Source organism: Pseudomonas sp. BMW13, from assembly GCF_013357275.1.
Taxonomy (GTDB): domain Bacteria; phylum Pseudomonadota; class Gammaproteobacteria; order Pseudomonadales; family Pseudomonadaceae; genus Aquipseudomonas; species Aquipseudomonas khazarica.
Genome location: NZ_SUKD01000031.1, coordinates 72,138 through 86,940 on the forward strand (window position 1 = coordinate 72,138; position 14,803 = coordinate 86,940).

The 14,803-nt window shown below is 54.0% G+C and carries 10 protein-coding genes; all 10 read left to right on the plus strand.

Features of this window, described 5'->3' with window-relative positions; all coding sequences use genetic code 11:
- Positions 1 to 2: 2 nt before the first annotated feature.
- Entirely contained in the window at positions 3 to 1,367 is a 1,365-nt protein-coding gene (locus E4487_RS20835; RefSeq protein ID WP_175254275.1) for a glycosyltransferase, read from the plus strand.
- Entirely contained in the window at positions 1,364 to 5,548 is a 4,185-nt protein-coding gene (locus E4487_RS20840; protein WP_175254276.1) for a D-glucuronyl C5-epimerase family protein, read from the plus strand. Before E4487_RS20835 ends, E4487_RS20840 begins: the two co-directional genes overlap by 4 nt.
- Before the next feature lie 16 nt (positions 5,549 to 5,564).
- Positions 5,565 to 7,493, plus strand: a complete 1,929-nt coding sequence (gene asnB / locus E4487_RS20845) for an asparagine synthase (glutamine-hydrolyzing) (RefSeq protein WP_175254277.1) — start codon at positions 5,565 to 5,567, stop codon at positions 7,491 to 7,493.
- Positions 7,486 to 8,724 carry a glycosyltransferase family 4 protein gene (locus E4487_RS20850; RefSeq protein ID WP_175254278.1) on the plus strand — a complete coding sequence of 413 codons (1,239 nt, stop codon included), beginning with the start codon at positions 7,486 to 7,488 and terminating at the stop codon, positions 8,722 to 8,724. The genes asnB and E4487_RS20850 overlap by 8 nt, the downstream gene beginning before the upstream one ends.
- Positions 8,721 to 9,956: a glycosyltransferase family 4 protein gene (locus tag E4487_RS20855; RefSeq protein ID WP_175254279.1), complete on the plus strand. Its 1,236-nt coding sequence runs from the start codon at positions 8,721 to 8,723 to the stop codon at positions 9,954 to 9,956. Before E4487_RS20850 ends, E4487_RS20855 begins: the two co-directional genes overlap by 4 nt.
- 153 nt (positions 9,957 to 10,109) lie before the next feature.
- Positions 10,110 to 11,288, plus strand: a complete 1,179-nt coding sequence (locus E4487_RS20860; protein WP_257229478.1) for a DegT/DnrJ/EryC1/StrS aminotransferase family protein — start codon at positions 10,110 to 10,112, stop codon at positions 11,286 to 11,288.
- Entirely contained in the window at positions 11,278 to 11,784 is a 507-nt protein-coding gene (locus tag E4487_RS20865; protein ID WP_175254280.1) for an acyltransferase, read from the plus strand. Before E4487_RS20860 ends, E4487_RS20865 begins: the two co-directional genes overlap by 11 nt.
- Positions 11,753 to 12,742, plus strand: coding sequence for a Gfo/Idh/MocA family oxidoreductase (locus E4487_RS20870; protein ID WP_373921554.1), 990 nt, complete (start codon positions 11,753 to 11,755; stop codon positions 12,740 to 12,742). The genes E4487_RS20865 and E4487_RS20870 overlap by 32 nt, the downstream gene beginning before the upstream one ends.
- Positions 12,739 to 13,716 carry an NAD-dependent epimerase/dehydratase family protein gene (locus E4487_RS20875; RefSeq protein ID WP_175254282.1) on the plus strand — a complete coding sequence of 326 codons (978 nt, stop codon included), beginning with the start codon at positions 12,739 to 12,741 and terminating at the stop codon, positions 13,714 to 13,716. Before E4487_RS20870 ends, E4487_RS20875 begins: the two co-directional genes overlap by 4 nt.
- A complete protein-coding gene (locus tag E4487_RS20880) occupies positions 13,713 to 14,801 on the plus strand; it encodes a DegT/DnrJ/EryC1/StrS aminotransferase family protein (protein ID WP_175254283.1) in 1,089 nt (362 codons plus the stop codon). The genes E4487_RS20875 and E4487_RS20880 overlap by 4 nt, the downstream gene beginning before the upstream one ends.
- The last annotated feature ends 2 nt before the right edge of the window (positions 14,802 to 14,803 follow it).

Here is a 14,803-nt window from a genome sequence, read left to right on the forward strand (position 1 = left end):
TTATGGCTTGTGTATTGATGCTCTGCCACGACCAGCACCTCGACCGCCGTGTCGTCGCGCAAGCAGTTACCCTTATTCGAGAAGGCCATTCTGTACATTTGCTGGCCCTGTCGTTCGACGGTCAGACTTCTCATGAGCATATGCCGGAAGGCATTGAGTTGACCCGGATAGGTTTGAATCACATCATTCCAGAGAATTCCATTTACAAGGGGTACATGGCGCGGCAGCACAGGCTGAACGATCTCTTGAACTGGGCTGCTAATCGCTATTCCCAAGGTGTGGGCGGCTTTCAGCGGCTATTCAACTATATGAGTCGATTGAATTGGGGGCTCTATAAGATTTTGCTGTTGGCGCGTTATCGCAACCGCGCTCTTCATGATCCTTTGCCATTCCGCCAGGCATTTGTCAGCCATGGCATTACACATCCCAGTGATCTTGTTCAAGTGCATGATCTCCCGGCGCTTGAGGCCGGAGCCGAGTTGGCCAGTGCTTGGGGTGTACCTCTTGTTTATGATGCCCATGAGTTGTACCCAGAACAGAAGTCCTTCTCGCAAGCGCAGCGCGCTATCTGTTCGGAGGCTGAGCAGCGTCTGATCAAGAGCGCCGATCTTGTCTTTGCGGTAAACCAGTCTATTGGTGAGGAAATGGCTAGGCGATACCAAATTCCACAACCGGTGACGTTGCTTAATGCTATTGATCCGCCTTCAGAGTTCAATCCTGATGTGCGTTACGACCTGTTGCGTGAAAAACTAGGCCTTTCCGGGCAGCGACGAATTCTATTATTCCAAGGTGGTTTTGCCCCTCACCGTAACCTCGAGATATTGATAGAGGCTATGGGCCATGTTCGGTCTGTTGATGTCGATCTGGTCATGATGGGGTTCGGTGTTTTTGGCGAGATTCTGAAAGCAAAAGCTGCACGGCTCAAACTGTTAGGAACGCGTGTTCATTTTCTTCCAGCCGTGCCGCAGAGTGAGCTGCTACAGCATAGCGCGTCGGCTGATATTGGAATAATTCCTTATCCGCATGTGGACCTCAACTCATATTATTGCACGCCAAATAAGTTGTTCGAGTTCATCCAGGCCGGTTTGCCGATTTTGGCAAATGACTCGCCAGAGCTGAAGCGCTTCGTGCAGGAGAATGGCTTTGGGCAATGTGCGTTGATGGAAACGCCACAGTGCATTGCTCGAGCCATCGACGCTGCCTTCGCTTTGAGTGATAAGGCGCATTGGCGTAGTGCGATTCAAAATAAAAGAAGTGATCTCTCTTGGCATGGTCAAGGGGTGATTTATCTTGCGGAAATGGCCAGATATTTAAATGCTTCAGTAGGCGTTGTACCTGCTAAGTCTGATGTGGGTGTGGCTTTATGATTGATTTGCGCCAGCTGTGTTTAGCATTTTTTCTTGGCTCGGCTATCGTTTGTGGTGCCTTTGCTGATTCCGCTACTAGTCGCTTTCAAACCAATGTCGACGGAGCTAAGCATAGCATTAGCTCTACTGGTGTTCCTCGGCTATCTATCGAAGGTGTTGGTGTTGTGGAGCATCCTGCATGGACAGCGCTTTATGCCTTAGCCTATGCCGGTGTTGAGGACTATGATCCCAGTTTAGGGTTGAAGCCTGATTCTCAACGTTTTTCAGCAGCAATAGATTGGCTGAAGGCTAATCTCGTTCAGAAAAATGAGCTTTGGGTTTGGCCTTATACCTTTGACAGTACTTACAACGATGTGTCCATCAAGGCTCCTTGGAGCAGTGCTTTTGCTCAGGCTGCCGGCATTCAAGCTTTGCTGGCACACTGGAAAATAACCGGAAACAAGCAAAGCCTTGCGGTCGCGAGGAAAGCGGCACAAGCATTATTCACTCCCTTGGATCAAGGTGGTTTTCTGTTCCGTTCAGGAGACGATATTTGGTTCGAAGAGATACCTGAGCCTGCCGCTAATCCCTCTCATATCCTGAATGGTCACATGCGGGTTCTTTTGGCGCTTAACGAGCTGGCCGAAGCCACCGGTGATAAACAATATCAACGGTGGTTCAGCCAGGGCAGCGATACCCTGCTGCGTTGGTTGCCACAATATGACTCGGGTTACTGGCTGCGTTATGACCTCAACCCCCGTAAGGATGAGTTGCTGTTTCGTCTGGCCAATCCCTACGGCTTTGCCAATCCCGAGCTGGCTATTGACCGTATTGTTCTGCGTGACCCACTGACTGGCGAGGAGTCCGTTTTGAATGTGGGCGGGCCAGGGGATGCGGAGGGTGCGCTGCGTATTGCTGGCAATGACTGGGGACAGATTGAACAACTCAACGGTCGTTCCGTTCGGCGTCTACGCCCCGTAGCGGGTTCTCGGGAAGCCGTGAACAGCGAGGGGCAGATGGTCGCGCCATTTAGCTATTTCTATCTGAAGCTTCCTGGGGAATGGAAGGACAATCTACGTAAAGCGCCTTATGAGCTGAGTATAGAGTATCTGGATGAAGCGCCAGCCAACCTGGAGATTCAGATGCGCTCCATCGCGCCGGGTCGTGAAACATTCAAGAAACTGAACGATAGCGATCTGTTGATTTCCGGAAAAGGCGCATGGCGTAAATGGAACGTTAACCTTTATCCTAGTGACCTGGGGTACTGGGTTGGAAGAACTTATGCTAACAAGCATAAGGAGTATTTGACCTTGTTGTCGCAACGCGATGCTCGTTTTTCTGCCTGGGCGAAGACTGCAATAGCCTATGCTCAAACGCTCGAATCTGGTGGCGGGTTCGATATCGTGCAGCCAGAAAGTAAAGTGCTTCCTGATCAGACTCCGGTATTGCCTGTCTACTCTCTAGATAATAACGGTGTGGTTCTTATGCACATGCCGCGCGCTGGTGCGGATGTGGCAGATAAAATAGGGGTTCCGGTCTATTCACCATATATCATTGCCACTCAGGCAATTGATGGTCAGAACATGGCCGGGCTAGAAGGCTTCTTGAAGCCACTTGGAATCGACAAGGCTAGAGTTGGCGCGGCTCCTGCATTGAAGTGGCTGTTGGATCGTGATAATCAAGAGATAGTGAGTGGTGCCATTTTATATCCATTCGATTTTGATAATGCGTATAACGATGTTGTGACGAAAGCCTCTTGGCCTTCTGCGTTTGCGCAGAACTATGTTCTGAAGGCGTTGAGTTACTCTTTGCCAACTGCAAGGAAAGACTATAAGGGGGTCAAGAACGTACTTCGGGGTGTGTTGCGTTCTTATGAAGTTGACGTGTCTGAAGGCGGCATCGTCTCTGTCGATAAGGCGGGTGGGTACTTTTTTGAAGAGGTTCCAAATAGAACGCATGTTTTTAATGCGCAGGTTTCAAGTATTCCAGTTCTTTTCGATTCGGCCATGCTGCTTGGTGATGAGGCGGCGAAAGAGCCGATTGACAAAGGGGTGACTTCCCTGCGTCGCAATGCTCATCTTTTTGATACGGGTTATTGGTTGCGTTATGACTTGAATCCTAAGAAAGAGCTACTCTTTCAGTTTGATTGGCTGTCAGGCGATGCTTCGCCATTGATTGAAGAAGTGGATTTTGACAGTCCGCAGTTTTCTAAAAGAAATAGGCTGCGTGTTGGAAGCGAGCAGGGGTTTGAAGGAGCGTCGCGTATCGCTGGCCTTGAGTGGCAGCCAGTACAGCTCGTTGACGGTAAGCAGGTACGGGCCTTTGCAAATGGTTACTTAGCTCACAATGCTCCTGTTAAAGGGGGTACGCGTCATAATGTATACATGTTGATGCAGCTTCCTGACTCTGGCTTTGATGATTATTTTGACGTCCTGCCTCATCGTTTGGTTATTCGTTATAAGGATGTCGCAAAGGGCCAGTTTGGGGTCAAGGTTCAGTCTATTAATGAAGGCAATGTTCTTGACTTTGTGCCCTTGAGGAACTCTCTTATTACAACGCTCGGCGACCAACAGTGGAAGGAGGCCGTCATTGAGGTTCGTCCTCAGGACATGGGGTGGTACAAAGGGGCTGATTATCAGGTTTTTGAGGTTGAACAACTGGATCGCATTTCTAAGCTGACGGGTGACTGGTTCTTTTCCCAGTATGCGGAGCGTCAACGCTATTATCTGGATGCTAAGGCCAAAGGGGAAGATGTCATTGTTCAGCCGTCGTTTCGAACGCCTGTGAAAGAGGTGCCTCTTTCTGTCATAGAGGCATCGTCAACCTATGATGGCTTTGGCTTTGATAATGCGCTTGATGGGGATTCTGATAATAATTATGTTGCTGGCCTGGAGGGCTTGTCTTCCGAATATGTTGTTTTGAAGGCGGCAAGGCCTGTTCGCTCGGCTAAGCTTAAGGTCCGCTGGGAGAGTCCTATTAACTATGCCGGGAAGGTGCGTTTGTTTGCACTGGACGGTGGGGTGAAAAGAGCGCTTGCTGAGTCAGATCAGCGCAGTGGTGATGATCTGGAGCTGGTTTTTGGCTCTGAGCAAGATGTCAGTTTGTTGCGCTTGGAATTTTCAGATTTTTCTGGTCAGCCAAGAGTTTTGATACGGCTTTTAGAGCTACTAGAGTTGTCTTCTGGTGCCGATGTTTCTGCTGTGGCTTCCAGGGCCCTTGTCGGTAATTTTCTAGAGGCTCTTGATGTTCATAATCCGCTTCATATTTATCGTCTTCCAGTGACCTGGGATATGAAAAAACTATCCGATGATCTTGCAGGCGGTATGGCCACTGATCATCAGAAAGTACTTGCTTTTATGCGTTATATTGATGGCTTTGATGTCGGGGTGGCCAAAAGCCCATCGCCAGATGATACCGTTACAGAACGTAAGGGAGCGTGCGGTTCCTTTACCAATACCTTGCTTGCTCTGGCAGCCGCACAGGGGCTTGAGGGGCGTGTCGTTAGCTTATTGAATTACCCAGCGAATGATGGTCATGCTGTTGCTGAAATAAAAATTGATGGGAAATGGAGGCTGTATGATCCGACATATGGCGCCTTTTATACATTGAAAGGCTCTGATCTACCTCTTTCTTTATCGGATCTGCAATCTGCCTATGCGGCTCATGGCGATCAGGTAGTCATTCACCATGAGTCGCGTCGCGCCGGGGCTGACTCTTACACGGGACGAGGTATTTTCACCAAGGCCAATCCTATTGGTGTGATTGGTGCTGATAAACCCCTTATTTTTCCTCTCTCTTTCGATTTGGCCGAAAGAAAAACACTTGACTCTTCAGAGTTTGGCCCGCGTTGGCAGGGAGCCAATTTCATTGGCGCGGCCTCAACCAACCAGCAACAGGACTGGCTGTTCAAGAACTTACAGGTTGGCAAACGTTATCGGTTTGAGGTTACGGCCAGTTGGCTCGGTGGCGACCTTGGTCCGGGTGACTCTGTATTTAGGATGCGTGCGTCTGTAAAGGAGGGGGATGGCGAGGAGCATGAAATGGTGCACGACTTCGATTTTAAAGACGAGAAATCACCGTCATGGTCTATCCCATTTCTGGCGGTTTCAGAGAGTCAGTTAATATCTATAAGGCATGATTACCTGGGGCCGAAGTATAGATATATGACTATGCAGAGTTACAAGATTCTGGAAGAAGATTGAGCTAATAGGGAATTCTATGTGCGGTATCGTAGGGTCTTTGCAAAGTGTCGGCCGTGTTGGCGAAATCGCTAACGGTCTTAATAAGATGATGTCCGCCATTCGTCACCGTGGCCCTGACGGCGATGGTGTTTGGTTGGATGAGCGCCGTCCAGTTGGTCTTGGTCATGTAAGGTTGGCGATCATAGATCCGGAGCACGGCAAGCAGCCGATGGTTACGGAAGATGGTCGTTTTATCGTTGTTTTCAATGGTGCCATTTATAACTATCTAGAGTTGCGGCGTGAGCTGATAGGGAGGGGGCATCCTCTTCATAGTTACTCGGATACGGAAGTGTTGCTTTATGCCTACCGAGAGTGGGGCGAGAGCTTTGTCGATCGTTTGGTTGGCATGTTCGCTTTTGCTATCTGGGACAAGCATGAGCAGAAGCTGTTTTGCGCGCGTGATCGTATCGGCATCAAGCCCTTTTATTTCCACTTCGATGGGCAGCGCCTGCTGTTTGCCTCTGAAATAAAAGCAATTCTTGCTGATTCTTCAGTAAGGGCGGAGGCGAATGCGAAGGGGCTTCAGGACTATCTGACGTTCCAGTTCTGCCTGAATGAGAAAACGTTGTTCAAGGGCATTGAAAAGCTGGAGCCCGGACACTGCCTTTCAGCTGAGTATGTTGGGGATCGGCTCAAGATACAGGTTCGCCAGTATTGGGATCTGCATTACCACATTGATGAAGAGCATGATGAACGTTACTTCATTGATACCCTGGCTGGATTGATCGATGACTCCGTGCGTCTGCATATGCGTTCGGATGTGCCGCTGGGGGCGCACCTGTCAGGCGGGCTCGATTCCAGTGCGGTCGTATGTCTGGCGTCCCGTATGCTGGGTGGAGAGCAGATCAAGACCTTTACTGGTGCTTTCAGCGAAGGTCCTCAATTTGACGAGACGGCTTATGCCAAGGATGTGTCAGCATTCGCCAATACGGCCTATAACGAAATTTATATTCCGGCCGGCCATGAGTTGCCTGATGTCCTGCCGCGCCTGATGTACTACATGGATGAGCCTTTAGCTGGTCCGGGCGTCATTCCGCAGTACTACGTTTCCCAGCTGGCCAGCCAGCAGGTGAAGGTCGTGATGGGGGGGCAGGGTGGTGATGAGTTGTTCATCGGTTATGCCCGCTACATGGCCGCTTACCTTGAAAAGTGCCTCTCAGGTGCGATTTATCAGACTGCCAACCAAAACCGTTATGCGGTTTCACTGGAGTCGATCGTTCCCAATTTGCCTTTGTTGGCAACCTATCAGCCAATGATGCAGGGGTTGTGGAAAGAGGGGTTGTTCGGGCCGAGTGATCAACGCTATTTCAGTTTAGTGGACCGCAGCGATGGTCTGAGTCACCTTTTCGATCAGAATGCCATTCGCAGTACTTGCGGTTACTCGCCTTTCGAGTCTTTTCAGCGCATTTTCAATCGCGATGAGTTGCACTCTCTGGTCAATCAAATGACTTACTTCGACCTAAAAGGCTCATTGCCAGCATTGTTGCATGTGGAAGATCGCACCAGTATGGCTGCCTCCATAGAGTCGAGGGTTCCGCTGTTGGATCACCGCATTGTCGAGTTCATGGCTACGGTTCCTCCAAATATCAAATTTGCAGGCGGGCGCATGAAGCACCTTTTCAAGGAGTCTGTTCGCAGTGCTGTGCCGACGAGTATTTTCGAGCGTAAAGACAAGATGGGGTTCCCAACTCCGTTGACTCAGTGGACGAAAGGGCCGGCACGTGATTTCGTGAGGGATACGCTATTGTCCCAGCGGGCTCGGGAGCGTGGACTGTACAATGTCGATGCTGTTGAGCAGGCGTTAGCGAACGAGCGCGAGTTCGGTCGTGTGGTGTGGGGGCTGCTGAACCTCGAGTTGTGGCATCGCGTGTTCATTGACGGGGATATGAAACCTAGTGGTGTCTGAGCGCAAGAGTTCTCCCCGTCGTTTACTGATGCTGTGCAATGATCGCCAGATAGATCGTCGCATTCTCCTTCAGGCTGATAGCCTGGAGGAGTCGGGTTGGCAGGTTGTGATCCTGGCTATGCCGTTGGATGACGGCGGGGTGGATTCCGACCTGCGCGTGCACCGCATCGGTGCGGCGGCAGGTTCATCTGTGCGCCGTGAGCATATTGTCCTCTCGTGTTATCGCCTGGTGCGTCGAGGCTTGGCGATGAATGGCGCGCTGATGCAGCGGTTGAAATCCTTTGCCTGGCAGTTTCTTGTCGATCATGAGCGCTTCTATCTGAATCTCTTTCTGGCGGACGGTCGCCGTTTCGAGTCGGATGTAGTGGTGGCGCATGACCTGCCCATGTTGGTGGTGGGGCGCACGCTGGCCAGAGAATTCGGTGCGCGTTTGGTCTATGACAGCCATGAGCTGTATTGCGAGCAGGAGTTTTCTCGGGGGCAGCAGATCAGCTGGGCCAGGGTCGAGCGACGCCATATTCATGCTTGTGATCGTGTCATCACCGTCAACCCGTCTATTGCGAGTGAATTGAAGGCTCGCTACGGACTGGATAGCGTGCAGGTGATTTATAACGCTGAACGTGTCGGGCCGCTGGGTGCTCGATCCTGGTACCTGCATGAGCGTTTCTCCATAGCCCGTCAGCATCCAGTTTTGCTGTTCCAGGGAGGGCTGTCGGCTGGGCGTAATTTGGTCGAACTGATCGAGGCGATAGCGTTGATCGAGGACTGCCCGGTTCATTTGGTTGTGCTGGGAGATGGTCAGCTGGCAGGCGCACTTGAAGCACTGGTCGCACAACGGCGGCTGTCTGCGCGTGTGCATTTTCATCCGGCTGTGGCTCAAGCCGACCTGCTTGCAATAACTGCGTCTGCAGATGCGGGAGTTATCCCTTATCAGGCTATCTGTTTGAATAATTTCTATTGCACTCCTAACAAATTATTCGAGTTCATTGCTGCGGGTTTGCCGATTCTGGCCAGCGATCTGCCAGAGCTCAGGCGCCTGGTGGTAGGGCACGACGTTGGGCAGGTGTTCGATTTATCCAGGCCTGAGAAAATTGCGCGAGCCATCGCCGACTTTTTCTCTGACAGTGAGCGTATTGATACGTGGCGCGATAACCTGAGAGTGGTTCGCGAACAATTGAGTTGGCAATGTGAGGGAGAGCGGCTCAAGGAAATTTATGAGGCGCTTGCATGAAAATTGCCGTCGTCTATCAATACTACCAGGGGCACTCTGCGCCAGGGCATTCGCTGATTTATGAATATACGCAGCATTTGGCTGAGCAGGGGCACCAGGTTACAGTGATCTCAGGCGAAACCGGCTATATGCGGCCCGATCAGCCCAGGCGCCCATGGTATAAGCGTTTGCTACGTATTGAGCATGACGGTCCGGTCAAGGTTGTTCGGACCTATACCTACAGCGAACTGCATCGTAGCTATCTGGGACGCCTGATCAGTTTCATTTCGTTTTCGCTAACGGCGCCGATCGGACTTTTGCGTGCCGATAAGCCAGATGTGCTACTAGCGTCTTCACCTCCAATCTTCCCTATGTTTTCGATCTGGCTCGTGTGCAGATTACGACGTATTCCAATGGTTTTTGAAGTTCGTGATCTGTGGCCGGAGTCTGCGATTCAGATGGGGCTCTTGCGCAATCGTGCACTGATTGCCGTTATGTCGTGGATGGAGCGTGTCCTCTATGATCATTGCGACTTGGTTGTCGCGCTGACTCAGGGCATACATGACGACATTGAGCGTCGAGGGTGGCCTGCAAACAAATTGAAGGTGATCACCTGTGGTGTAGATCTAGAGATGTTATTCCCTGATCTTTGTGCGGGGCGGACGATTCGTCTTGAGCATGGATGGGGTGACCGCAACGTGATCTTGTATCTCGGTGCGATGGGGCAAGCTAACAATCTTGATCTCATGCTCGATGCGGCAGGCAGATACGAGGATAAGGAAGTCCTGTTCGTACTGGTGGGTGATGGGATGCAGCGCCCTCATCTGGAGGCGCGGATTCGAGCCGAATGTCTCGATAATGTGGTGATCTTGCCATCGGTTCCCAAGGCTATGGCAAGGGCTTATATCAACGCGGCAGACATTTGCCTTGTTACACTAATGGATATTCCGCTGTTTCAGGGGGCAATCCCCACTAAATTGCTCGATTACATGGCCTGTGAACGTCCTGTCCTCTGCGGTATTGAGGGGGAAGCAGCAGAGATCGTCAGTGTTTCGGGAGCTGGGGTTGTGTTTCCCCCTTCGAGTGATCAGCTTGTTATCGCGATTAGGGCGTTACTGCTCGACCCGGAACGGCGTCACTCCATGGGTGAAAATGGTGGCCGGTACGTGCGTGCTCATTTCAACGCGCAGGTGAATCGAGCGAAAATGGAGGCGACTCTGGATAAGGTCGCGAACTCGCTGCCTTCGCGTTAACCCTTGCTCATTGGCCGCTAAACACGTGTCTTTCTGGTGCAAACGGTGGTGTGCATGGAGTGAAATCTCCATAATGCTGCACCATTTACAGGGTGCTCACTTGAAGCACTCGGAGCAGATGCTGGTAGGCAAGCACTGACTTGGCGCGCGGTGATGCGGCTGCGCAGTGTTCTCTGCCGTACGTTTTTGAGGAGTTTGAAAATTAACGTTCCCTTTATCGACCTCAAGCGCCTGGAGCCCGGTTTCCACGCGGCGCTGATGGAAAAATTCCATGCCATGACTCTGGGCGCCCAGTTTATCGGCGGTACTGAGGTAGCTACGCTTGAAAGCCGTCTGCAGGCCGAACTGCAGGTCGCGCATGCGGTGACCTGCGCCAACGGTACCGATGCCCTGCAGCTGGCGCTGCGTGCAGTGGGTGTGGGCGAGGGCGACGTGGTGCTGGTGCCGAACGTGACCTTCTGGGCGACCTTCGAGGCTGTGGTGAATGTCGGCGCCAGGCCGGTGACGGTGGATGCAGACCTCAGCGATGGCGGTGTGTGCTTCGAAGCCTTTGCTCAGGCAATCCGCGAGTCCCGGCCCAAGGCAGCACTGGTGGCGCACCTGTATGGCTGGGGCACTGCCCGTCTGCTCGAATTGCGTGCGTTGTGCCGCGATCAGGGCGTGGTGCTGGTGGAGGACGGTGCTCAGTCCTTTGGCGCCCGTTATCAGGGTGCGCCCATCTACAAGGGTGCGCACATCTCGACTACGTCCTTCTATCCGGCCAAGGTGCTGGGCGCTGCTGGTGACGGTGGTGCAGTGTTCACCGATGATGCCGATTTGGCCGACAAGGTCCGCCGCCTGGGCAACCATGGCCGCACTGCCCACTACGGCTACGGTGACGTGGGTTGGAACTCGCGACTGGATTCGCTGCAGGCGGCCTTCCTCAATCTGGCGCTGGATCACATCGAAGCACGGGTCGCCTCGCGCCGTGAGGCCGTGGCGTTTTACCAGAAGCACCTGCCGGCCACCGGTATCCAGTTGATGAATGCGCCGGCCGGCTATGAAGAAAACGGCTACTGCAATGTCTGCCTGGTGCCGGATGCCGCGCTAAAGGCCAGCCTGGAGGCTCGCCTCAAGGCCGAGGGTATTGGTTTTGGCAATATCTATCCCAGCGTCATGTCCAGTCAGCCTGGCGCTGCGGCCTACATCAAGGGCCACTTTGGCGGCCAGGTCGGCGAGCAGTTGTGTGCCTCTGTGTTGAACCTGCCGCTGTTCCCCTACATGAAGGAGGCCGAGCAGCTGCGCGTGGTCGAAGTTGTCGGTTCGGTGCTCGGAGATAGCAATGTCCGCTAACGATCTCTACATCCATCCCAGTGCCAATGTTTCGGACAAGGCCAGCATTGGCGCTGGTACCAAGGTCTGGATCAACGTACAGATTCGCGAGAACGCAGTGATCGGCGAGGGCTGCATCCTATCCAAGGACGTCTACGTCGACCACGCTGTGAAGATTGGCAGCCGTTGTAAGATTCAGAACAGCGTCTCGGTTTACAACGGTGTGGAGATCGGCGACGACGTGTTCGTCGGGCCTAATGCCTGTTTCACCAACGACAAGGTGCCACGCGCCTTCAATGCCGACTGGACGATCACTCCAACGCGCATCGAAGACGGTGCCAGCATCGGCGCCAACGCCACCATCGTATGCGGCATCACCATTGGTGAGTTCGCCATGGTCGCCGCTGGCAGTGTGGTGACCAAGGACGTTGCGCCCTACACCCTGGTCATGGGCAACCCCGCACGTGCGGTGGCTCGTATTGACCGTGAAGGTAATCGCGTTTCTGGAGATGTTTGACGTTATGCAACAAGTGCTCAAGGTAGGCCTGATTGGCCTCGGTAACATGGGGCGCAACCACCTGCGCGTACTGTCGATGCTCAAGGGGGTCGACTTGGCCTTTGTCGCCGATGCCAATGCCGAAGTCGCCGCTAGAGCCGGTGAGGCGCATGGCATCCCAGGCGTGGTCGACCCGACACCGCTGCTGGCCGAGGTCGATGCGGTGGTGATCTGCACTCCAACCGTGACCCACGCCGACTACATCCGCCTTGCTGCAGGCCATGTGAAGAACATCTTCGTCGAGAAGCCGCTGGCCGCCACCCTGGATGAGGCGCGGGAAATCGCGACCTTTGCCAGGGACAAGGGGCTCAACGTTCAGGTCGGATTCATCGAGCGTTTCAATCCCGCAGTGCAGGCACTGAAGACGGTACTTGATCGTACCGAGCGCGTCATCAGCCTGGACTTCACCCGAACCAACAAAGTCAGCGCGCGCATCACCGATGTCGATGTGGTGACCGATCTGATGATTCACGACATTGATTTGGCCCTGTACCTCAACGGCCCAGCCCAGTCGGTAGCCGCACACGGCTTTGCACACGGCGACATGATCGACTTCGCCTCGGCACTCATCACCCACGAGAACGGTCAGTTCTCGCGCATCCAGGCCAGTCGCGTGACGGACAAGAAAATCCGCCAGATCGAAGGCACCTGCGTCGATATGTTCGTTGACTGCGACCTTCTGCGTAAAGAAATCCTGATCAACCGCCAGTCCGAGGCGCGTGATAGTGGCAGCCTGCCCTACGCCATATCGGCGATCCAGGAGGCTGTCGCCGTTCCACCACAGGAAGCCCTGCTGACCGAGCTGCAGGCATTCATGGCTAGTTGCCGTCAGCCGGCCGCCGGCCAGGTTCCGGGTGTCGACGCTGGTGTCGATGCAATGACGATATGTGCACAAATTCAGGCGGCGGTTCAGGCATGACGATTCGAGAAGGTTTTGCGGGCAAGGGTATTCTGGTCACGGGCGGCGCCGGCTTCATCGGCAGCCACCTGGTGGACCGCTTGCTGGCCGAGGGTGCCGCTCACGTGGTGGTGATCGACAACCTCTTCGTCGGCTCCGAAGACAACCTCGTCGAGGCCCTGGCCAGCGGTAAGGTCACTTTCTATCGCGATGACGCTGAGTTGAGCACCAGTCTGGAGTACATCTTTGCCAACCACGCTATCGACGTGGTGTTCAACTGTGCCACCAAGGCGCTGAACTACTCCTTCCTCAATCCGGCCAATGCCTTCGACACCAACGTCAAGGTGGTACTCAATCTGCTCGAGCTACAGCGCCGTGGGCTGTTCAAGACCTTGTGCCACTTCTCCACCTCGGAGGTGTATGGTTCGGCGGTGTACGAGCCGATGGACGAGGCGCATCCGCGTAACCCCACCACCACTTACGCCGCGGGCAAGGCTGCGGCCGATCTGGCGGTGGAGAGCTACGTGCGCATGTTCGGCGTGGATGCCTATATCGTCCGCCCGTTCAACAATTACGGGCCGCGGCAGAACCACAAGGGCATGCTGGCCGGGGTGATCCCGATCACTGCCGTGCGTCTGCTCACCGGCGGCATCCCGGAAATTCATGGCGAAGGCACCCAGAGCCGTGACTTCATCTATGTCCGTGACACCGTGGATGCTGTGGTCAAGCTGCATGCCGTGCTGCCGTCTGGCGAAACGGTGAACATCTCCACCGATAACCAGATCTCGATCAATGAGCTGATCCCGCGCATCTGCAGCCACTACGGCTACAGCGGCGAAATCCTGCGCAAGCCCGCGCGCCATTCCGACGTGCTGTCGCACAACGCCAGTAACGAGAGGGTCAAGGGGCTGATCCAGTATTCGTTGACCCCGTTCGAGCAAGGGCTGACGGAAACCCTCGACTGGTACACCCATCTGATCGGAAGTCGCGTATGAGCCAGATCCGTTTGATGAGACCCTATATCGGCTTCGATGAAGTCGAGGCCGAGTTCCGCGAGGTGTTTGATAGCGGCATCTTCACCAGGGGGCAGCATGTCGAAGCGTTTCGTGCAGAGCTGGCTGCCTATGCCGGCGTCAAGCATGCTTTCCTGACCACCTCAGCAACCACTTCGCTATGGATGTGTCTGAAGCTGTTGGAGGTTGGCCCGGGTGACGAGGTGATCGTCTCCGACTTCTCGTTCCCGGCGTCGGCGAACGTGATCGAGGATCTGGGCGCACGGCCGGTGTTCGCCGATGTCTGCCCGGAAACCTTCAACATGCGCCCTGAAGTGCTCGAAGCCCTGATTGGCCCGCGTACTAAGGCTGTCATCTTCGTCGATGCTCTGGGCAACCCGACTGGCATTACTGCGATCAAGCGCATTTGCTCGTCTCGCGGCATACCCTTGATTGAGGACGCCGCCTGTGCCATTGGCAGCTCTGAGAACGGTGTCCGTTGTGGTGCGATTGCCGACCTGACGTGCTTCAGTTTCCATCCGCGCAAGCTCATCAGCACCGGTGAAGGCGGTGCGATCACGACTCATAGCGACGAATGGGCGCAATGGCTCGCCGTCAAGCTGGCGCATGGCGCCTCCGGCATGAAGGGTGTCGCGCTGGACTTTGTCGATTACGGTTACAACTTCCGACTGTCCGAGCTGCAGGCAGTGATGGGGCGCAAGCAGTTGGCGAAGATCGATGCCATCGTCCTAGAACGCAACGGCATCCGTGAGCGATACGTGGAGCAGCTTTCCGAGCTGGGTTTCGTTGCGCAGAAGGTGGGCTCCGGCGTGGTCCACAACGTGCAGTCGATGGTGTTCAGGGTGCCCGAAGGATGTGATCGGAACCAGCTCATTGCCGATCTGCGTGGCACAGTGGAAACCACTATCGGTACCTATGCTTTGAGTTCAGGCAGCTACTTCTTGAACAAATACCGTGATGCACAGCCAACGGCGGCGAAGCTCGAAGCTACCACTATCACCTTCCCGTGCTTTACCGGGCTGGACGTAGATGCAGTGGCTTCAGCCGTGCGTGCCGTTCTGCGTTGAGG